Source organism: Streptomyces sp. NPDC000594 (assembly GCF_040299965.1).
Taxonomy (GTDB): Bacteria; Actinomycetota; Actinomycetes; order Streptomycetales; family Streptomycetaceae; genus Streptomyces.
Map to the genome: position 1 here is coordinate 408,816 of NZ_JBEPCY010000005.1, position 19,147 is coordinate 427,962.

The 19,147-nt window shown below is 64.8% G+C and carries 32 protein-coding genes; 22 read left to right on the top strand and 10 right to left on the bottom strand.

Annotated features, from left to right (window positions below):
- Positions 1-596: 596 nt before the first annotated feature.
- Positions 597-920, top strand: coding sequence for a pentapeptide repeat-containing protein (locus ABT354_RS38040; protein ID WP_502983384.1), 324 nt, complete (start codon positions 597-599; stop codon positions 918-920).
- Between the two features lie 10 nt (positions 921-930).
- Here the strand turns inward: ABT354_RS38040 and ABT354_RS11025 are convergent, their stop codons facing one another.
- The 7 genes from ABT354_RS11025 to ABT354_RS11055 all read right to left on the bottom strand — a co-directional run bounded on the left by ABT354_RS11025 (position 931) and on the right by ABT354_RS11055 (position 4,595).
- Entirely contained in the window at positions 931-1,800 is an 870-nt protein-coding gene (locus ABT354_RS11025) for an aKG-HExxH-type peptide beta-hydroxylase (protein WP_351491835.1), read from the bottom strand.
- An 82-nt stretch (positions 1,801-1,882) separates the two neighbouring features.
- A complete protein-coding gene (locus ABT354_RS11030; RefSeq protein WP_351491837.1) occupies positions 1,883-2,020 on the bottom strand; it encodes a hypothetical protein in 138 nt (45 codons plus the stop codon).
- Positions 2,021-2,268: 248 nt separating this feature from the next.
- Positions 2,269-2,520, bottom strand: coding sequence for a hypothetical protein (locus ABT354_RS11035; RefSeq protein WP_351491839.1), 252 nt, complete (start codon positions 2,518-2,520; stop codon positions 2,269-2,271).
- A gap of 151 nt (positions 2,521-2,671) precedes the next feature.
- Positions 2,672-2,866: a hypothetical protein gene (locus tag ABT354_RS11040; RefSeq protein WP_351491840.1), complete on the bottom strand. Its 195-nt coding sequence runs from the start codon at positions 2,864-2,866 to the stop codon at positions 2,672-2,674.
- A gap of 125 nt (positions 2,867-2,991) precedes the next feature.
- Positions 2,992-3,825: a hypothetical protein gene (locus tag ABT354_RS11045; protein WP_351491842.1), complete on the bottom strand. Its 834-nt coding sequence runs from the start codon at positions 3,823-3,825 to the stop codon at positions 2,992-2,994.
- Between the two features lie 85 nt (positions 3,826-3,910).
- On the bottom strand, positions 3,911-4,174 hold the full coding sequence (locus tag ABT354_RS11050) for a hypothetical protein (RefSeq protein ID WP_351491844.1): 264 nt from the start codon (positions 4,172-4,174) through the stop codon (positions 3,911-3,913).
- Positions 4,167-4,595, bottom strand: coding sequence for an ATP-binding protein (locus ABT354_RS11055; RefSeq protein ID WP_351491846.1), 429 nt, complete (start codon positions 4,593-4,595; stop codon positions 4,167-4,169). Before ABT354_RS11055 ends, ABT354_RS11050 begins: the two co-directional genes overlap by 8 nt.
- A gap of 451 nt (positions 4,596-5,046) precedes the next feature.
- Between ABT354_RS11055 and ABT354_RS11060 the strand changes: the two genes are divergently transcribed.
- From ABT354_RS11060 to ABT354_RS11160, 21 genes are all read left to right on the top strand, one after another.
- A complete protein-coding gene (locus ABT354_RS11060; RefSeq protein ID WP_351491847.1) occupies positions 5,047-5,454 on the top strand; it encodes a hypothetical protein in 408 nt (135 codons plus the stop codon).
- Entirely contained in the window at positions 5,426-5,950 is a 525-nt protein-coding gene (locus ABT354_RS11065; protein WP_351491849.1) for a DUF6879 family protein, read from the top strand. Before ABT354_RS11060 ends, ABT354_RS11065 begins: the two co-directional genes overlap by 29 nt.
- A 7-nt stretch (positions 5,951-5,957) precedes the next feature.
- The gene (locus ABT354_RS11070) at positions 5,958-6,803 is read left to right on the top strand and encodes a helix-turn-helix domain-containing protein (protein WP_351491851.1); all 846 of its coding nucleotides are present in this window, start codon (positions 5,958-5,960) and stop codon (positions 6,801-6,803) included.
- Positions 6,804-6,825: 22 nt separating this feature from the next.
- A complete protein-coding gene (locus tag ABT354_RS11075) occupies positions 6,826-7,008 on the top strand; it encodes a DUF397 domain-containing protein (protein ID WP_351491853.1) in 183 nt (60 codons plus the stop codon).
- 17 nt (positions 7,009-7,025) lie between these two features.
- Entirely contained in the window at positions 7,026-7,346 is a 321-nt protein-coding gene (locus tag ABT354_RS11080; protein ID WP_351491855.1) for a histone-like nucleoid-structuring protein Lsr2, read from the top strand.
- A 1,366-nt stretch (positions 7,347-8,712) separates the two neighbouring features.
- Positions 8,713-8,970 (top strand): hypothetical protein, encoded by a 258-nt coding sequence (locus ABT354_RS11085; protein ID WP_351491857.1) that lies wholly within the window; start codon positions 8,713-8,715, stop codon positions 8,968-8,970.
- Positions 8,967-9,188, top strand: a complete 222-nt coding sequence (locus ABT354_RS11090; RefSeq protein WP_351491859.1) for a hypothetical protein — start codon at positions 8,967-8,969, stop codon at positions 9,186-9,188. The genes ABT354_RS11085 and ABT354_RS11090 overlap by 4 nt, the downstream gene beginning before the upstream one ends.
- A gap of 1,230 nt (positions 9,189-10,418) precedes the next feature.
- Complete coding sequence (locus tag ABT354_RS11095) at positions 10,419-10,640, top strand: hypothetical protein (RefSeq protein ID WP_351491861.1); 222 nt, start codon at positions 10,419-10,421, stop codon at positions 10,638-10,640.
- A 60-nt stretch (positions 10,641-10,700) separates the two neighbouring features.
- Positions 10,701-10,892: a hypothetical protein gene (locus ABT354_RS11100; RefSeq protein ID WP_351491863.1), complete on the top strand. Its 192-nt coding sequence runs from the start codon at positions 10,701-10,703 to the stop codon at positions 10,890-10,892.
- Positions 10,889-11,383 (top strand): hypothetical protein, encoded by a 495-nt coding sequence (locus ABT354_RS11105; RefSeq protein WP_351491865.1) that lies wholly within the window; start codon positions 10,889-10,891, stop codon positions 11,381-11,383. Before ABT354_RS11100 ends, ABT354_RS11105 begins: the two co-directional genes overlap by 4 nt.
- A 4-nt stretch (positions 11,384-11,387) precedes the next feature.
- Entirely contained in the window at positions 11,388-11,624 is a 237-nt protein-coding gene (locus tag ABT354_RS11110) for a hypothetical protein (RefSeq protein ID WP_351491867.1), read from the top strand.
- A complete protein-coding gene (locus tag ABT354_RS11115) occupies positions 11,621-11,884 on the top strand; it encodes a hypothetical protein (RefSeq protein WP_351491869.1) in 264 nt (87 codons plus the stop codon). The genes ABT354_RS11110 and ABT354_RS11115 overlap by 4 nt, the downstream gene beginning before the upstream one ends.
- Positions 11,881-12,129: a hypothetical protein gene (locus ABT354_RS11120; protein ID WP_351491871.1), complete on the top strand. Its 249-nt coding sequence runs from the start codon at positions 11,881-11,883 to the stop codon at positions 12,127-12,129. The genes ABT354_RS11115 and ABT354_RS11120 overlap by 4 nt, the downstream gene beginning before the upstream one ends.
- Positions 12,130-12,293: 164 nt before the next feature.
- Complete coding sequence (locus ABT354_RS11125) at positions 12,294-12,659, top strand: hypothetical protein (RefSeq protein ID WP_351491873.1); 366 nt, start codon at positions 12,294-12,296, stop codon at positions 12,657-12,659.
- 224 nt (positions 12,660-12,883) lie between these two features.
- Positions 12,884-13,102, top strand: coding sequence for a hypothetical protein (locus tag ABT354_RS11130; RefSeq protein ID WP_351491875.1), 219 nt, complete (start codon positions 12,884-12,886; stop codon positions 13,100-13,102).
- A gap of 154 nt (positions 13,103-13,256) precedes the next feature.
- Positions 13,257-14,000: an Lsr2 family DNA-binding protein gene (locus ABT354_RS11135; protein ID WP_351491877.1), complete on the top strand. Its 744-nt coding sequence runs from the start codon at positions 13,257-13,259 to the stop codon at positions 13,998-14,000.
- Positions 14,000-14,227 (top strand): hypothetical protein, encoded by a 228-nt coding sequence (locus tag ABT354_RS11140; protein WP_351491879.1) that lies wholly within the window; start codon positions 14,000-14,002, stop codon positions 14,225-14,227. Before ABT354_RS11135 ends, ABT354_RS11140 begins: the two co-directional genes overlap by 1 nt.
- Positions 14,228-14,234: 7 nt before the next feature.
- Positions 14,235-14,561, top strand: a complete 327-nt coding sequence (locus tag ABT354_RS11145; protein ID WP_351491881.1) for a hypothetical protein — start codon at positions 14,235-14,237, stop codon at positions 14,559-14,561.
- Positions 14,562-14,581: 20 nt separating this feature from the next.
- Entirely contained in the window at positions 14,582-15,964 is a 1,383-nt protein-coding gene (locus tag ABT354_RS11150) for a DUF3987 domain-containing protein (RefSeq protein WP_351491883.1), read from the top strand.
- A gap of 387 nt (positions 15,965-16,351) precedes the next feature.
- Positions 16,352-17,026: a hypothetical protein gene (locus ABT354_RS11155; protein ID WP_351491885.1), complete on the top strand. Its 675-nt coding sequence runs from the start codon at positions 16,352-16,354 to the stop codon at positions 17,024-17,026.
- The gene (locus ABT354_RS11160; protein ID WP_351491887.1) at positions 17,023-17,313 is read left to right on the top strand and encodes a hypothetical protein; all 291 of its coding nucleotides are present in this window, start codon (positions 17,023-17,025) and stop codon (positions 17,311-17,313) included. Before ABT354_RS11155 ends, ABT354_RS11160 begins: the two co-directional genes overlap by 4 nt.
- 255 nt (positions 17,314-17,568) lie before the next feature.
- Here the strand turns inward: ABT354_RS11160 and ABT354_RS11165 are convergent, their stop codons facing one another.
- The 3 genes from ABT354_RS11165 to ABT354_RS11175 are packed head-to-tail and all read right to left on the bottom strand — an operon-like array spanning position 17,569 to position 19,138.
- Positions 17,569-17,823 (bottom strand): hypothetical protein, encoded by a 255-nt coding sequence (locus tag ABT354_RS11165; protein ID WP_351491889.1) that lies wholly within the window; start codon positions 17,821-17,823, stop codon positions 17,569-17,571.
- A gap of 22 nt (positions 17,824-17,845) precedes the next feature.
- Positions 17,846-18,844, bottom strand: coding sequence for a peptidoglycan-binding protein (locus ABT354_RS11170; RefSeq protein WP_351491891.1), 999 nt, complete (start codon positions 18,842-18,844; stop codon positions 17,846-17,848).
- Positions 18,845-18,898: 54 nt separating this feature from the next.
- Entirely contained in the window at positions 18,899-19,138 is a 240-nt protein-coding gene (locus tag ABT354_RS11175) for a hypothetical protein (protein WP_351491893.1), read from the bottom strand.
- Between the last annotated feature and the right edge of the window lie 9 nt (positions 19,139-19,147).

Below are 19,147 nucleotides of genomic sequence, written 5' to 3' on the forward strand. Positions count from 1 at the left end.
GAAACGCGGGGGCAGCGGGGCTGCCCAGATCCCGCCGTAGCCAGTTGGCGAAGCTGGCCGAGTAAGCCGGCGCAGCCCCCCGACCCCATGCCGGGAGGCTGCGCCACTCAGTCGATTAGTTCATTCACTGAGCCGGATACGAGGGCGGGCGAAGGGTCGGCGCCCCTACCGGGTGACCTTCCTCTAGACTCCGGGGCCTCACTGGACCGATAGGGATGTCCTCGATGGCTCATGTTGCCCGGCAGACCGGTACCGTCACCCGCGTCAAGAATCCTGAGGCGCCGAGGCTGCCAGCGGCCTTGCGTGCTGCCGAGATGCCACGGGACCGTGCGGACGATGACGCGATCATCCGGGGGGTGCGCTTCGACGGCACCCCTCTTTTGGCTGTCGACGCTGAGGCTGTCGAGATCGACGGATGCGCGTTCGAGAGTTCGCGGCTCACGGGGGCGAGGTTCGTCCGTAGCCAGATCAGTGACACGTCGTTCAGCACTTGCGACTTCGCTGAGGTTCGCGCCCAGGATGTATCGCTGATCCGGTGCGAGGTCAGCGGGAGTCGGTTCACCGGTTCGTCATGGGCGCATGGAACTTACCGGGAGGTGCGGTTCGAGAACTGTGTCTTCGCCCCCGCGCTGTTGCGGAGCATGAGGCTCTTCGCCGTCACCTTCAGTCAGTGCCGGATGGTGGGAGTCGACCTTCAGAACGCCGAGCTGCACAACGTCCTTTTCGAGAACTGTGATCTCACCGGGGCCCAGTTCGCCAACATCAAGATCGTCAAGGCGGGGGGCGTCCGTTTCGAGGACTGCACCCTCGTAGACGTCGGGGGCGCGTCGAGCCTGGCGGGTGCCGCCGTGCAGGGCCCAGGGGCGATGGAGCTGACCCTGAGCCTCGCACGAGAGGCCGGGATCTTCATCGAGCCGTAGGGCGCGGCCCTCAGGCCGTGACGGGAGGCTTGTATCCCGAGTACTGAGGGCTGGTGAGGGAGTGGAGCACGAGGCCGTAGTCGAATTGTGTGCTGCTCCACGAGCACAGTTCGTCCAGGAGCAGCTGGCCGTACGGGGTGCACAGGTGCCTCTTCGACCTCATGTCCTCGCAGGAGGCCCTGAGGGAGTCGCTGTACTGGTCGAGAAGGCTGCTGCCGCCTTGGTGGGCTTCCATTGCCAGGAGGGGCACCGTGACGGCCGCGGCGTGGAACGCGGCGTGGAAAGCGCGCCGCTCCATCTTGATCGCGGAGTATGCGCGGTTCTCCTCCTGCGCCAGGGCCTCCGGCGGCAGTGTGAACATCCCGTATGCGGCCTCCAGGACGAACAGCGCGTGGTGCAGGGCCTCGTGCACGAGGCACATGGCGTAGTCCAGGGGTTTCCAGGACCCAGCCGGACTCATGATGACCACGCCCGGCATGCGGTTGGCACTGCCGCCGCCGTCGGCCTGACTGTTGAGCACGACGACATCGGTGACGAACAGCAGAACGATGTCACGAAGGCCGGGGTCGATCTCATGAAGGAGTTCGACGGCAGACATCACATGGGTGTCCCACATCTCCCTTACAGGACCCGGGGATGTGGTGGCCGGCCCCACGATGTGGGGGAAAATCGCTCGGGTCCGGCAGTAGGGCACCCAGCCGCTTTCCTCGTAGCCGATCGTGAACCCGTCGGGGTCTGCGGGGAGGTTGGGCGGGCGGAGTTGGTTGATGGCCTTGGCGTACTCCGACCGCAAGCTGCCCACGGTGGGGTAGTTGCCGGTGAGGGCGTGGGTGAAGCGGGCCATCGACTCGCAGAGGTGGCCGTAGTTGAGAAAGCGCATGGTGGACCTTTCGCGGAGGATGAGGGAACGCCCGGAGCGGGATCCCGCTCCGGGCGTCGATTCGAGGAAGGAGCAGGTGGGGCTACTCCTCCTCGGTCCAGCCGCCCATCATCACGATGTCGCTGCTGGACTGCGCTACGCGGACGCGGTCCCGGATGCCGGCGGGCACAGAGGACGGGTCGGCCCTTACGGCGACCAGCAGCTCGTTGAGGGAATCCATTCTTTTCACCTCCCTTGCGCCTCTATTGCCATGTCTCTATCGCCGACAGAGCTAACTCAAATGTCGGGCCCTTTCGGCGATTGAGCTATGTCTATGAAGCTACAGGCCGTGAGCAGAGGGGGGAAGACGGTAGAGCATGGTCATTTGAATTGAGATATGCCGTCACGGTGAATCTGTATAAGGGCATGCGAATTGCCCGACTTCACTTCACGCAATGTGAAATGAAGTCGGGTTCTGCGAATTCTCGGTCAGTACTCTTCGGGCCCTCGCTGCGGCTGAGGTTCGCTCTGCTGCCGACGCTCCCGTTCCAGGGCTCGACCTTCACCGGACTCCTGCCGGTGCATGGCCCGGAGGTCCTGCGGGGCTCCGGTGAGAGCCTGCTTGCGGAGCGCGGCGACCTGGTAGTCGTCGGGGGTGGCGGGCTGGTCGTTCGCCCAGCGCTGGCCGTCGGCCTTCACGGCCTTCACGGTGTCCGCGGAGGGGTTCTTCTTGCGTAACACTGCGTTCTTCCTTTCCGGCCGGGGCCGGTCTCGATTTCTATAAGGGGTGCTCGGCCCGACCGTCACATCGGGGCCGCGCATCCGCCGCCGGCAGGCACACGGCCGAGCGTCACGTGCCCTGGGAGGTCCCCCCCCGGCGGCGGAAGATGTGTCATGGGGCGTCGTGCCCCTGGCGGCGCCGCTCGGCCACCGTGTCGACAATTCGCTGGAGGCTGCGCTCTGTGAACTCCGGGGTGTCCCACTCGGGAGGCCATGCCTGGTCGAACAACTCGCGGAGCGCGTCAAGGCGCCGGTGCAGGTCCCGGCGGGTGACGTGCCGGGACCAGAGCCCTTCGACAGCCCACATCGCGAGGATGACGCGCTCGCGGCAAGTCGGCGGCGGCGGACCGCACCAGATCGAGCACCTGTTGCGCTGGACGTTCGACACCAGAGGGCCGTGGACCGGGCACCGCCGCCTGGAGCGTCGCCACCTCACCCGACACCGCCAGGGTGGTCGATGGTGCGGTAGGCGATGACGTACGGTTCCCGGTCCGTGGCCAGATTCCACGGCCGAGACCGCACCTTGATCAGGTAGCGCTTCTCCCGCAGAAAGTCGGTGATCTTCCGCATCGCCGCGTACCAGTCCTCGACAGTCGCAGCGCCCCACGGCCTCCAGGACACGCGCAGGCATTCAGTGGTGAACGGCGGCCACTCGACCTCGTCCACACCGCCGCAGAAGAAGCCGCCGCCGCGCCCGGCGAGACCGGCACCCTCCAACAGCCCCGCAAGGACCCGGTGGGCCTCCGCGCCGGACGGCCACGGCAGCCACGCCGGATGATCCGCGGGCCTCGCCAGATGCTCCCAGCCGTCCCGCGGCCACTCGGTCGGCACCGCGCCTCTCTCCATCCGGTAGACGACGTACTTCGTCGGAACCCACGGCGTGGAGTAGCCCTGGAGCGGTCCAGGCGTACGCACCTGGTATCCGAGCGATGTCAGAGCCTTGAGGACGGCTGCGCCCCGCACGCGGCGGTGCTCGTCCAGCTCGGCCGAGTTTCCCCGGTCGGCGATCTCCCGGTCCGGACTCCAGGTGACCACGGCGCCCAGGTCCGCTCCGTCGGGCCACAGGGCCTCGACCGCCGCGTGGGCGCGGCAGCAGCCCAGCCCGGGAGGGATCCGGTTGTCGACCATGGGCAGGCCGCAGCTCGTTCCGGTACTGGTCCAGTGCTCGCCGATGCCTAACAGGTCGAACTGGTAGCCCAGGAAGTGTCGAATGGTGCCGCCGGGGTCTTCCCGGTCGTAGACCCGTTGCGTCACGGTGTCCGGCATCAGGGACTCTCCTATCCAACGAAATGGCTCCCGCCCCGGGCGGGCTTGCATCGATCAGGCACGAAGGGTCGGCGCCCCGGGTCGGTCAGTACTCGCGCGGCCAGGGCAGCGGAGCATCGAGGGCAGCGACGGCCCGGAGGCCCATGTACTCCAGCCGCTCCACGCAGTCCTCGCACCCGTACATCGGCACCTCCCACCGAGGTGTGCGGCAGGGGCCGAGCCAGGTCACCGGCACCTCTCCGCGCCCGCAGAACAACCAGCACCCCCCGACGACCCAGATCGCATCTCTGAGGTGCGGTCCGATGTCCAGGTGGACAGCCGGGGCGGAACGGCGGGAGTGCTCAGGCATCGGGCGGGACCTCGAAGAGCACGACGGCTCTCTTCCCGGAACGGCAGCGCACAAAGGCGAGATGCGCGAGGATCCGGATCAGCGGAAGCCCGCGCCCTCCATCGGCCAGAGCTGTGGGCATACCCGGAGGGGGGTCGGGCAGAACGGTGGAGTCGTCACCCACCAGAAGGATCAGGCTGTGAGGGCCCAGGCGGATCAGGTTCACCCTCACCTCAAGCGAGTCCGTGTGCCGGACCGAGTTGGTGACCAGCTCGGTGACGATGAGCAGGAGGTCGCCGGCGACGCGGTCAAGGCCCCAGTCCTTGAGGACGCGGACGATGTCGTCCCGCGCCTTCCGGGGAGTCGCTTCGGACCGCTCGTAGAAGGCACCGAAGAACGACGCGTCAGACGGTGGCTTGCTCGCCAGCATCGCCGGGGACATCACGGATGCTCCGAGCGAGCGCTTCCACCGTCATCCCATGCGGCAGGCCCGCCCGGCTCGCTGTACTGCTCCACGTATAGCCCGCAGGTCTCGGCCGTCCAGTTGACCGAGGCTCCGTAGCGGTGGACGAAGTCCCTGCCAGGTCCGGTTGGGGGGCAAGCGGGTGGGGGGTTCGTTTGGCTTGTTGACATGACAGCCTCGGCGGGGGTTGAAGGGGTGTCACGACTCTTGCCCCGTAGGGCTGGGGGTGCCCGTGGAACACACGGGTCCAAGCACGGCCGATCCGACTGACACGGATGCCCGGCTCGGTCCGTGACGAACTTAGGAGGGCGTATGCCTAACTGCCAAGAAGATTGCGCCAGTTTGCAGATAGCAGTTTGACTGGGTCAGAAGCCTGATCGAGCATGGAGATGAGCGCAATCTCGCGCAAGGATGCGGACGGGAGAGCATCGTGAAGCTAACGTTCCTGGGTAAGAACTCGACGCCGGGGGACAGCCCCACCCTGTACGCCAGCGACCGGGACAGCTACGTCGTCCAAGGGTGGAGGATCTACGCCCAAGACTTGCTCGCGAAGCTCAACGTCCCGGATGGCCATGCGGCTGTCGAGGTACCGACCGAGCTGTTTGAGCACCTGACCAAGGACGGCCTGGAGGCCGGCGAGATCAAGCGGTTTGAGGCCCCGATCATGTTCGTCACCGAGCAAGGGACCTGCGTTGTGCAGGGCCCGGCGATGCGCGACCCCGAGGCTCTGAGCCAGATGCGCCTGCCGGACTATGAGGATTGCATCGAGGTCCCCAAGTCCTCGATCATGGCCCTACTGGAGGAGAGCAGTGGACCTGATCACCAGCGCACAGCGTGACGAGCTGTTTGACAGCTTCACGCACGACGCGTTTCACCTGGAGCTGAGGGACGACTACGGGTCGCCCATTGAGGACAGCCCCTATGCGCGGTGGCAGCGAGGCGAGTCAGATGACTACGCGTGGCTTGGCCCCTGGATGACGCGCATGAAGCGGGTGACCGGAGAGGGTAAAGCGGTGAGGAGGGTCCGAGTGATCACCGAGCCGCACACGCAGTACGTTCGGTGGGAACACTCGTTGACGAACCTCAACCTGGAAGCCGGGGAGGATATCCGATGGTTGCCCCGGCACCTGCTGCCGGAGGGAGTCGTCTTTCCCGTGGCCGGCCGCGACTGGTGGCTGTACGACGATCGCCTGCTTGCCGTCGGCCACTTCGATCCCGAAGGCCGTGTGTTGGGGTCGGAGATCGTCACGGAGGCTGCCACGGTGGCTGAGTGTGTCCGGCTTCGTGATCTGCTCTGGGCCGTTGCCATCCCGCACGCTGAGTACAAGTCCTGACCCACCAGTGAGCACCGACGCACAGAAGGCACGAGAGGCGCTGGGTGCCCGACTTCGCGCAGCCCGTAAGGACGCGGGCTTCGTCAGCGGTCGGGCATTCGCCGCTGCCACAGGGTGGCAGGAGTCCAAGGTCTCTCGCATCGAACTTGGCCGCCAGTTGGCGAGCGACGAGGACATCCGTATTTGGTGCGCGAAGACCAATACTCAAGATCAGGCTCTCGACCTCATAGCCACGGTGCGGAACATCGATGGACTGTGGCTTGAGTGGAAACGCCAGCTGGGCGAAGGTGCAGAGAAGCGCCAAGGCAAGGCTCTGCCACTCTATGAAAGAACCAAGGTGTTCCGGATCTGGCACCCGACTTTGGTGTGGGGGACGCTTCAGACCGCAGAGTATGCCGCGGAGACGTTTCGACAGGTCGTGGAGTTCTATGGAATCCCAGACGATGCTGAAGAAGCCACGTCAAAGCGGCTGGAGCGCCAAAGATTCCTGACACAGGGTGGCCGCATCTTCAATGTTCTACTCGCCGAGCAGGCCCTCTACTCCAACTTCGGTGGGCCAGAGGTAATGAGAGGCCAGCTCGACCGACTGCTTGCAGTGATGGGTCTACCAGGAATGAGTCTCGGGATCATCCCTAGGTCTGCCCGCCTAGCTATCTGGCCGGGGAACTCGTTCTCGATGTTCGACGACAAGGTCGTCCTGGTGGAGACATATTCGGCAGAGCTTACCGTCACTCAGCCTCGTGAGATCGTGGTTTACGGCAAAGCGTTTTCGACACTGAAGAGATCAGCCGTGTACGGGCGGTCGGCCAGAGGGCTGATTCTTCAAGCAAGTCACCATTTCGAACAGAAATAGATAGGGCGGAGAGGGTAACAGCATGGTGGATCAGCCAAACTGGCGGACAAGTACTTACACAAAGACGGACACCTGCGTTGAGGTGGCCGACAATGGACCGGCGGTCATGGTCCGGGACACAAAGGATCGAGGATTCGCAACTCTGTTCGCCTCCCCCTCCGCCTGGGCTCGATTTGTTGAGTTCGGCAAGACCGCCTCAATTTAAGGATATAATGCGGAGCTATGGCGAAGAGAATTGTAACCACACTCGTAGATGACTTCACCGGCGAAGAAGCGCATAAGACTATTGCTTTCTCCGTGGATGGGAGATCCTACGAGATCGACCTCTCAGAGACCAATGCGGTGAAGTTCCGTGAAGCTCTCCAGCCTTACGTGGAGGCTGGTCGGAGGGCTGGCCGAAGCGGCAAGCCGAAGGTGGTGCCGGCATCCTCCGAGGATTCTGCGCAGATCCGCGAATGGGCCAGGGCTAACGGCTATGAGGTGAACGACCGAGGTCGTGTGGCGGCCACAATCCGAGAAGCCTACGAGAAGGCCAACGGCTGACTGCTCGCTAATGAATGAGTCGAGGCCCCCTTGCCCGAGCGAGGGGGCCTCAGTCGTTGAGAGTCCTTATAGAGAACCCCGCACAGGTTATGTAGGTGTGATCCTGCAAGAGTCGGTACGCCGGTCCGGGGAAGAGTGGTGCGGATCACTTCATTGATTCGTTATTTGTGCCGTGAGGTTGCAGAATCCGAGACGGGCAGGCGGGGAAGCCGGCCTCTGCGGCGGCCCGGGTGCCGGCGCCAGCAGTTCGGGGTGGCTGCCGGAGAAAGATTCATACCCGTACACGGTTCGAGGAAGGCACCCCCGGTGGGTCCTCGTTGAGTGAATGAAGGCATTACCCCCACCCCTTCAAGTGTGCGTCATGTCACATGAATGATTCATTCACGCGCCCGGGGTCGGCGCGCGCTCGAATGCACCCAGCCCGTTGATCACGGTGAGTGAATTATTCGCGCTAGATGATCACGTCAGGTAAATTTTGGGTGCGGAAGACGTGAGCGTCCTCACTCGACTACCCATTGACCTGCACTCCCGAGAAATGCAACGCGCGTCTTCCCTTAGGAAGAAAGCGGATGGTGGCGCGAGGTTTCCGAAAACCAAAAGTTGATGTGCGAGGCGGTCCCGGGTAATGTTCTGGGTGTCGAAAGGCGCCGCCCCAAAGGGCCGACCCGAGTACCGCCCACTGAGTGGGCATGCGGAAAGGGGGCAGGTGGAAGGGATTAGGCGCAGTGACAGGAGGGGCCCTGCGGGGCGAACTCCCAGCCTTTTAGGTGAATGACCGGCCTTGCTGGCAATGAGGCACAGAACGGCACACAGAGCGAAACAGGCACTAGAGCAGGTCCCTGCGTAAGACCCATGCCAATGGGTTGCAGGGAAACCGACTAGGAACAACATAGGCCACACCCGGTGAAGCGAATAGATGGGTTGAACCTAGAGCGCCCGTAGCTATATCTGCATGTGTTGCAGCGTGCGACGGAGTACGTCATAGGAGAGTGAGCGGATAGCGGGACACTGACCAGCCCGTATGTATAGGTCGAATTGCAGGGCAACATGATGTGTCCGGCTTCCCGCGCCAAAGCCGAGAGCGGCGGCGCATTGGATGACCTTAAGCGTCTGAGCCTCTGCCCTGGTGCCCCGACGGGGGGTCTATCGGTTCGATTCCGACCTAGGGCGCTGCGGCGCAGAGATGCGCCTCGCCTTGCCTCAAAAGTTGATGTGCGAGGTTGTGGAACGTACGTCAAAAGTTGATGTGCGATGTGATGGGGGTGGATCCGTGAGAAGTGCCACGATTGCCGACCTGTACGAATCCGTCGTCCGCTGCGGTGGTCTGACGTTCTCTCCGGTTCAACCCGCCCCGCAGGGTGGGTTCATGGTGAGTATCGCCGGAAGTGAGCGCACCATCCCGATTGATTCATTCACCCCTCAGGCACTGTCTGAGTACATGGCTGACTATGGCGGGCGCGTTACCGGAGAAGGGCTCTTCTTCGGCGCATGGATTGATGATGACCTCGTTTATCTCGACCTCTCTATGAACCTGGGGGGCCGTGCTGAAGCAGAGGTGGCGGGACGGCTGGAATCCCAGCTCGCCATCTATGACGTAATGAATGGAAAGGTGATCTCCCTATGACTAATGCAGAAGTGTTGGAGCGCTTGGAGGGCGTGGCCGACCTCGTGAAATGGGAACTTCGGTTCTTCGGTGATGGGCCGGAGGCGGATGTGGTTGACATTGTGGTGAGCGCCCTTCGCCTGACCCTGGAAAACCCTGATGCCTCTATGGAGGACGTGGCGCGAACTCAAGGAACCAGCCTCGGCGAGATGCGTACCTGGTGGAAGTGGAATGTCTGACGGCGCCAGGCAGAAGAAAAATCCCCTACGCCTCAAGAGTAGTGGGTCCTATGAGATCGAACTCTCGGAGGGGGAATGGGCGACGCTAGTTGCAATGATCGCAATTCAGCGTCAGCGATCCCGGTACGTACGCGAAATTGATGCCCTTCAGGGGGCGGCTAAGGCCATTCTCCGAGAGTGGCGCAATGACTGTGTGGGGCTCCGAGGGAGTGAACTGTACTGGATAAGCGCAATGGATATCTCGGGCCACAGGTACTCGGATGAGCTTCTGGTCATCAGGGGCAAGATCCATGGCCAGCTAGAACGGAAAGTATCCGACGACTGACAGTTTTGGTCGATCCTCGCCCGCTCGGGGATCGGTCATGGCTCGCCAGAGTCTGTTTCAGGAGATTGTTCGGAGTAGGGGAATCATGAGTGATGTAAAGGTCGGTAGTCGTGTCCGCATTTCCCTGGGGGCGACTCACGATATGCAGGCAGGTGTCTATTCGGGGGTTATCGAATATGTCAAGCCGGACCATGTGGGTGTATGGGTGAGGTGGAAGGGTCGAGGCGAGGCCGATGGCTTTCTTGCGGGGGCAGCAAAGAGAGACGCTGATGGTGTCTGGGTTGAAGGGCGAAGCTGACATGGGCGACATGAATGCTCTTGATGAATCCATGCTCGTAATTGCCCGCAGAGATGGCCGGAGCGCGAGTCGCCGACAGCGGAGGTACGGGAGTGTCGAGCTGGGTGAGACGGCGATTCGGCGATGGGCTTCCCAAGGTTTCAATGTCTTTTGGGTGAGAGTCGGCGATGGCCCACTGTCTAAGTCCTTCGATCTCGTCAACGGAGAACGAGTCTACGGAAAGTAAGGAGCCTTCATGGTTGACGAATTCGGTCGGGTCTTTTGTGGCGAATGCAAGAAGGAACTCCAAGCCGTAGCCGTCTGACGTGCTCTGCTCTGGGCCACCCACCTGCCGGTGGGTGGCCTTTTGCATGGCCTGTCAGCCGACAAGCCTTTCACGCCCAGGGGGTCAGCGTGCCTATGCAGCGCTGTGAAAAGTTCATTGCAATCCGCTCTGAATATACCGACTATGCCGACAAGCAGCGCACTTCATCCACGTTGGATCGATCTATGGAACGCACTGCGCAAGCTTCGCTGGGCTTGTCCTACGCAACCAGAGTCGTCATGGCTCGCAAGCTGAACAGTCATCTGCGCTACTGCCGTCTCTGCGGCTGAAAGGAAAGGAATCATGGATTTGGAATGTGAGTTCAACCCGGACCACTGGGCTGGTGTGCATATCGTCGCGGCCCGCCCCGATGGGAGGGGTCAGCTGATCACCGCCCATGTCTGCAAGAGCGACGTAGAGGCGTGGGTCGCCCAGCTCCACCGGCAGGACGGGCACCGCCTTGTCTCCCAGGAACCGATGACCGAATACTGCCGCCCGTACGGGCTTTGCGAGAAGGAGAGCTAGGAAATGCGGGGATATCCCGAGATTAGCTATAAGGCTGCTTGGTCACCTACAGAGAAAGAGGTGACGCTCATCCAGGACATCCGGGCCGGGATCTCCGGCCCCCTTGTCTCGCTGCCTGCTGCGACGCAGGACGAGGCCGACTCGGTACTCAATGAGCGGGGGTACTACCGCTTGGACAACTGGGAGAGAGTTTCACTCGGAGATCACTGGGCCGACCTCGTCCACATCGAGCTGCCGGGGGGCCTCCTGTGAGCGGCTGGCGATATGAGGTCTGGGTCTGCGACTCCGGCTATACGCGGCCGGATGAACACGACGGTTCGTGCGGCCTGTGGCAGGGCGCCGGAGTCCACTGGAACGAAAAGTGGTTCGGGGCCTTCGAGGAAGCCGCGCGACACGGCCATGCGACCGTTCAGGCCGTCCCCGTGGGTATTGACCTCGGCTGGAAGCCCTATCAGGCGTTCGAGCACGTCCAGGGTGGCGGGCTGTGCAAGGGCTGCTGGGCGCGGCACGAGCTGGCGCACACCAAGCATGCCGTCGATGCGGCAACAGGTCTGTGCCGAACCTGTGTCGAGGTGACCCAGCAGCGCCGGGGCCCGCTGACACGCACGCCGTTCGGCCCCCGGTTTATGTGCGAGGAGTGCCGGAGTGGATTCCGTCGCATGCACGAAAGCGCGAATCGGGATCCCGATCCCAGGGTGTACCGGCCGGTGCTCGACGTATCCCGTGAAGACTCGGAGGGCTGACGGCATGGGCAAGGGATCAACCCCGCGCGAGATTCAGCATTACCAGGAGCGCGAAGACGGCCGGACCGGCTGCTGGATCTGGAACTGCGGCTCCCCGGCGACGCGATGGATCGACATGGAGCGGTACGGCATCCGGCGCTGGCTTTCTGAGGCGTTCTGCGATGGCCACGGCGAATGGCCGGTCAGGGACTCCTCCCACACCTACCGACTGCGTTTGATCAAGGAGAACGACAGCAAGTGAGCACCAGCACGAGCACGACCCGGTGGATCGCCACCTACGACACGATCACCGGCGAACTGTGCATCCTCAGCTCGGACACCAGCACCCCTGTGCGGGCCTGGAGCCGTCGCCCCGACCTCTTCGCCGCGATACAGACGGTGATCCTCTGGGGCTGGGAGAACCCGACGGAAGCGTGGCGTACCGGCCCGCTTTGGATCGGGATCGGCGACTTCTACGTGACCGAGGTCGAGCCGATCCGGATCACCGTGGAGGCCCGGTGAGCTACATGAAGCGGTACGCCGAGGACCTGGAGCAGGTCCGCGAACTCGCTGGCCTGGCCTGGCACCGGCACGGGGGCGACCCGCACGGCCGAAGGGCTGGGCTCCGCGCCGTCTTGGACCACTGCGGATCTCTGGCCGCGCGCTACCACGACCCGGTCGCGGTCGCGGCGAACCTCTCCGTCGAGGCCCAGAACACCTACCTGGAGACAGCCCAGCAGTCGAAGCGATCGGGGGCCGCTGTCTGATGCGCAAGACCTTGAAGTCGGGCCTCCAGGTGAGCCCGCTCGGACGCTGCGGCGATGGCTTCTGCGCCGAACCCGCCACTGTCGTCGTCACCTTTGTAGGCGGCCGAACCGCAGCTCCGTCGAGCCCAACGGGATACTGCGAGGGGCACGTCGAGAAGCGGTTCGTGGACGACGACGCGTACGAAGAACGGCGCCGAACCTACGGGGCGCACATCGCGGGCCCCGGTGTCTACCCGCGCAGGTACTACGAGTTCCGGGGCCCCACGGACGAAGAGGCTGCCGAGCTGGCTCACGAGCGTGCCTCCGAGGAACGGTGGGCGGCGGAGGGGCGGATCGGCGAGTACCGCCGGATTGTCGAGCTGCGCACCGCTGCGAAGATCGACGGGTTCCTCGTGGACGGCTGGACGGCTGCCGCGTGCGTCGCCGTCCACGACCGGCTGAACGAGAGAAACCGACAGCTCTGGCTCGACATGCCCGTCCAGAAGCAGTGCTGGGTGGCGGTTTCGCTCGCGACTGGGAGCAGCCGATGAGCGCGGAAGAGAGCACGTTCGCCTACCACTGGGCCTTGGTCGAGTGGCCGGACGGAGGCCAGCAGCACATTCAGGTGGTCCGGACGACGAAGGGGGAGGGTGAGGCCCGGAGGCTGGCACGGGCCTGGGGGATCAAGCATCTTTCGCCTGTCACCCACTTCCGGATGCGAGTTCGCTACCTCGGCCAGTCGGACACCCGAACCAGATACTGAAGAAGGAGAGACATGACGAACACCGACGACGTGCCCCGGCTCTGGCAGGACCTTGCCGACGCCCTCAACGCCCTGGAGACGGCGAACAGGCACCTCTCCGTGGGCGACTTCGGAGACCCCACCGCCCGCCGGTACAAGTACCGGCCCGCTGTGTACGCCCGGAACGTTGCCGACCACACCAAGGCGATCTGGGACCCCCGCGCGAAGAAGTGGGTAGTCGCCGGGAGGTAGGCAGCAGCGCAACCGAACAGCAGCACCGATAGAGCGGCCATCGACCGATGGGCCGCCTTTTTCATGCCCGCTCGCTGAGCGGGACACCTCTGGTGGGGGCCAGGCCGACGGCCTGGCCCCTCGCCATGGGTGCTCATTCGAGAGAGGAGAAGCCATGGCGCTCTGCCTGGCATGCAAGACCAAAGGTGAAGAGCAGACCGGCACCACGGTCATCGCCGTGGGACACCGGGCCTGGGACCTGTGCGACCAGCACGCGGGGAAATTCAGCGAGTACCTGGCGGACCTGTTCGCCGACGACGGACTCGTACCTCCGGTGACGCCGAAGGGCACGGTCGTGGTGACCGGCACGATCCCCGGCTACGCCCCTGCCGACGCACGGCAGGCCGTCGAGAACGCGGGCTACTCGATCGTGGGCCACGTCGGCGAGGACACCGTGATGATCGTGTGCGGGATCCGACCCGCGCCGCACAAGGTCCAGGAAGCGGTGGCGGCCGGCGTGCCCTGCATGGACGCCACGAGGGCCGGGGTGTTCCGCAATGCGGTCACCACCGGCCAGTGGACTGCTAACGATCCTCTGCCGGGCGTGGTCGCGAAGAAGACCGCCGAGGACGTGAAGGCGGAAGTTGAGTCCGAGGCGCGCTGGCGCGAGGAGAAGAACCGCCGCCTGGCCGAGTCCAGAGCACGTGGGGCGCGGGAGCGCAAGGAGAAGGACGATGCGGAGATCCGTCGCCTGGCCAAGGCACAGCTCACCCCGGAACTGACCGAGAACCAGAAGGTGAGGGCCTGGGCTGAAGAGGCGGGCTTCACGATCAGCGCAAAGGGCCGCATCCCGGCTGCCGTGAGGACGGCGTACGACCACGCGCACGCTGGCCAGGACGTCCTGGTCGAGGTCGGCTGATGCCCAAGCTGAAGAAGCACCGCCACCCCGTGGACCCCCCGCGTATCTGCGTGGTCTGTGGCGAGGACCTGGACGAGCTGGCCGAGGAAGGTATCCCGTACGGCGACTGCCCGGTATGCGGCTACCTCGTCTGCGAGAACTGCGAAGCCGGGTACGACCCCGGGACCGGCCAGTTTGTCTGCCCCCGGCACGCGGACGATCCGCGAGCTGTCCACTGCACTGAGTGAGACGTCCATGAGCGAAGAGATCACGATTCCCGCACTCCGGAGTCTGCCGCGCCGGACGACCTACTACCGGCTCGATGAACGGCCCTCGCCGGGTATCTGGGCAGCCGCGAGAGCCGAGCCTGTTCCGGCGCGCGACATCCGGGGCGGAACCGAGGTCATCGGCCTCGCCACCCAACCCTCCCCCAACCGGCGCCACGACCCCTGGCGCCTCGGGCGGGTCCTGATCAGGACCAACCATCTCAAGTTCATCCGCATCGAGATCGGATTTCACAGTGAATGGCTGATCTGGGAAGGGGACCCCGAAACCCCAATCCCTGTCTACCGCCACCACTGATGACAAACAGGAGGAACCACGTGTTCGACACCATTCAGTTCGGCCCTCTCGGCGACGCCATCGACGGCGTCATGCCCCAGACCGAAGCCGACCCGATCGGCATCTACGCCAGTGCCCTGTCTCTCTTCTCCGCAGCCATCAACGGCCATGTGCGCGGAGACCGAGGCCGGCCTGTATCCGTGTGGACGGTGCTCGCGGGCCCGTCGGGGCTTGGCTGCAAAGGCACGGCATACAGCAACGCCCGTGCGCTCATGGGGCCCGCGTTCGCGGGCTTCTTCGCCAGCCGTCTCGTCTCCGGGATCTCCTCCGGGCCCTCCCTCGTCAGCAACCTCTACGGCATCGAACTGGCTTCGCTCGGCGGTGAGGACGGCCCCGACGGCCGGGCCCTGATTGTCGAGGAGGAATGGGGGGAGGTTCTGAAGCGCGCGAAGCGGTGCCCGACCTTCGACCAGAAGTTGCGTACGGCCTGGGACGGCAGCGAGATCGCCAACCGGACCAAAGGCAAGAACGGCACGGGCGAGGTGCAGAAGGTCGAGGCTCCACTCTTGGGCTTCCACGCCCACATCACCCCGGCAGAGTGGCACGCGCTCATCAGCCCCACCGCAGCACTCGGCGGCTCCTACAACCGCATCCTTCCCGTCACCGTCGAGCAGAGCAAGATGATCCCGTACGGGCAGAACTCGGCCATCCGGGCGGACAAGCGGATCGCCGAGGCGTACCGGTGGGCAAAGGAGAAGCCCCGCGTCGTCGCGCTCGCCAAGGAGGCGTACCGGCCCTTCGATGAGATCCGTTCCTTCATGGCGGGCAAGATGGCAAGCACACCGCCCCATCACGCGGTCTACTTCGAGCGCACCGCCGAGCAGGTACTACGTGTCGCCACCGTTCTCGCCGCGTCGGAGATGAAGACAAAGATCTCCAAGCAGGCTCTCCTTGCCGCATGGTCCTTTGTCCAGTATTCGATCAACAGTGTTGAGAAGCTGCTCACCTCCGAGGTACCCGGCAGCAAGCCGAAGGTGAAGGCCCTCCCCGACATGATCCGGGAACTGCTGCGCCGACACGGTGGCGAGGCCACGTCCACGCTGCTGCTGCGGTCGCTCCAGGCTCGGACCAACGCAGCGGGCCTCCGGGAAACTGTGGACCAGCTTGATGATGTCGAGTACTACAAGGGAAAGTCTGCCGGAGTCGGAGCGAAGCCGACCATGTACCGGCTGATCGACAGCAAGGAGAGCACACCCCGACAGGTTGCCGAGCAGCGCCCGGTGCTCAAGCTGGTCGAGCCGTCTGTGAAGCGGAAGACACGGCCGGCACCCGCACCCTCGCGGACGGAGATGCCGACCGTTCGCTCAGCGTCCACAGCCCAGTCTGCGGCGGCACCGGTCAATCCCTTCGCTGCCCTGCTGTGACAGGTGCAGCACCGTGTCCGGTGGCGGTCCTCCCGCCACCAGTGTGTCGAGTGCCGGGCCGTCTTCCGCACCGCCGGGGCGGCCCGGCACTCCGCCTTCTCCTGCCCGGGGGAGCCGGTTGCCCATGGTCCGCTGGGCTCCCGCGAGCACCAGGTCTACCCAAAGAGTATGGATCGGTCGTGCGCGCCGTGGGGCTGCCCCGACCCCGATCCCCGCCACCGCTGGCACGGTCCCGACCCGCTGTGCGACGACGGAACCTGCCCACGGTGCCTGCATGCGTGCGACTGCGACGTGTGCCGTGGGCTGCTCGCCGCCCCGGAGCTGTCCTTCCTGGACGGCGTCCCCGAGCACGAGCTACACCAGATCCCCCGAAGGAAGAGAGCACTGATGAAGACCCAGCTCGCCGAGCTGCGCGTCGGCGACTACGTCAAGGCCGAGGGCGTTGACACCCGAGGCCACCCTGTGAGCCGCATGGGAACACTGCTGGCGGAACCCAAGGACGTGACCGCCCAGAGGGACGGCCGGCGCTCGAAGGGATGGCGGCTCTTCGTCGGCCTCGCTGGCACGGACATCTCGGAGCGCTCGACATGGGTGACCATCTTCCCCGACGCCGGTTCGGTGGAGAAAGCCGAGCCACCGGAAGCGGGGAAGTGGCAGAACACTCAGCTGCGGGAGATCCCGGGGGTGAAGGCGACCAACCACGCGCTTCGGATCCACTTCGGGGGCAAGGGAGGGAAACGGTCCACGGAGCCGCAGGAGCCCGTCATGCTCGCTGGCGTGCAGTACACCGATGACGGGGTCTACGAGATCTACGACGTGGACACAGGGGCGGTGCTCCTGGCGGCCAAGCTCCAGACCTACGTCTGGTGGATGTCGGCGAAGCCTGCTCTTCAACCGGCGGCGGCCCCTCTGACAGTGGTCCCCGTTACCCTTCCCGGAGAGGCAGACGACCTCGGCACGCCCGTGTCCCATACCCGTACGGGGGCGATCGTGGGATACCTGCGAGAACCCCGCAATGGAGCCGACTGGGTATTCACGCCCATAGGAGAGACAGAGAAGTGAGCGACGAATTCAGTAACCGGGCAGAGGGATGGGCGCGGGACTTCGCTGCGCAGGCTGGAGTGGTCCATCCCTTCGGTCTTAAGGTGTATGCGGGGGTAACCCGGACAGCCCTCGACTACGATTTTGAAAGGCTGAGCGAGTTCGCGGCGGCGCGGGTGGCGATGAGCCTGGTCGATCAAGGGCACGAGGTCACCCTGAAGGTGCACGCCGGCAACTGGATCCGGCTGACCGTCTCGGTCGAGAACAGCCGGTTCGACCAGGCCGGGGACCGGGGCGTAGAGGCGTGACCGGGGCGGCCAAGGTGATGTGCCGCGACGCGCGGCATGGGGGGTGTGCTGGGCAGGTCCTCTTCCGGGAAGGGCCGACGAGCGCCGGGCCCCCGGTCCCGCGCTGTGACCAGCATCAGTCTCTTGCTGCGGACCGGTCTGAAAAGCGGCGTCTGATGTAGCTCAAGCGCTATTCCCAGGGAAACGAAAAAAGGCCCCCGGCCGCTTCCATATAGGAGCGGCCGGGGGCCTTTCTTGCGTCGGGTGCCAGGGTTTTCAGGCGCGGGGCTCCCCCGGCTCGCTGAGCTGCTGGTGAACCAGCGCCAGTTCGTCGTACGGAGAGGTCGTGTGCAGTGCTTCGCGCGTCTTGCGATCCTCTATGCGCTGGGCGGCTTCACCGAGGCCGAGCACGGCTCCGGCGACGGCCAGGAGGCCGTACCAGTCGATACCCGGGAACTGGGCGACGAGAAGCGGCACCAGGGCGGCGAGGACGGCGGCGATACGGACCGAGTGGGCTCGGACGAATGCCATAGGGCTCCTTTGGTTCATTACTTCACTTCATGAGGCGGGCCCAGGTGGCCGGGCCCGGATAGCCGTCGGCTGCGGGACCCTGCCAGCCCTGGGCCCGTTGGAACGCCTGGGTGGCCCGGCGGTCGGACTCACTCCAGCGGGGCCCCGGGCCGATTGCGTAGAAGTGGCCGTAGCCCTCTCGCACCAGGGCCTCGCCGAGCACGGTGACGTGCTCGTTGACCTGGCCCGTCCGGAACTGCTCGACGCCCGGGAATCGGGGCGTCCGCGGCCGGCTCGGCTTGACGGGCGTCGGCTTCGACGGGGGCTTCTCGGGAATCGCGACCTCGTCACCGGGCCGGACGAGGCTGGGGTTCTTGATCTGCGGGTTGAGCCCGATCACGGTTGCCAGCGACACCCCGGCTGCTGCCGCGATCGTGGCGAGGGACTGGCCAGCCTTCACGATGACTCGCTTCGCCTTCCCGCTCGACGGCTTCGAGTCCCCCGTGCTCGTTGCCGTTGCCCGGTAGGTGAAGCCGGGCTCTCCCTTCCTCGCGGGATCGGCGGTCACGATGCCCCCGCTGTACTTCGGGAGGCCGTATCCGTGGACGTAGGCGTCGCGCCGACGACGCTTGCGGGCCATGACGCCGTTGCCGTTCGCGTCGTTCGACGTCGAGGTGTTGCCCTCGTAGGTGTAGATGTACGTCTCGTCGTACGCGTAGACGATGCCGGTGTGCGTGCTGCCGCTCGTGCCGTAGATGACCTGCGCGCCGACCGCCGGATAGACGCTCCACCGGCCGGCCTGCTTGAACCAGTTCATCGCAGACCACACACTCGCGGTGCGCGGGAACAGGGAGGCGACTCCTGCCTTCATGGCCACCCACGACACCCAGACGGCACACCACGGCTGGTACTGCGACCACTCCAGCCCGGGAACGGCGGGGCTGTACTTCTGATGGCCGCTCGGGCGCTCGCCCGGAGCGCGCTTCGCGCGGTAGCCGACCTCGCCCTTGGCGATGGACAGGACCTTGGAGACCTGCGTCAAGTTCCTCCTTGAGGCATAGAAAAAGGCCCTGCGGGGCCTCGGTGATTAGTTCATTCACTCAGAGCGGGGCGGCGGCTCTACGGCGGTGGTCACCGGCTCGATGCCGGCCTGCCGGAGCTGCCAGGCGTAGTCCGCGCTCATGTGGCGGTAATACTCGACCAGGGCCTGGAGGTCGCGGACGGTCTCTTGCAGCTCCGTGCGCCACTGGGCCAGATCCGCGATGTGCTGGCGTCTGGCCGTGTCGAAGGCGTCCTTGCGCTCCTGCCGGAGCTTCAGGAACCCGCCGAACGACACAGCGCCGCC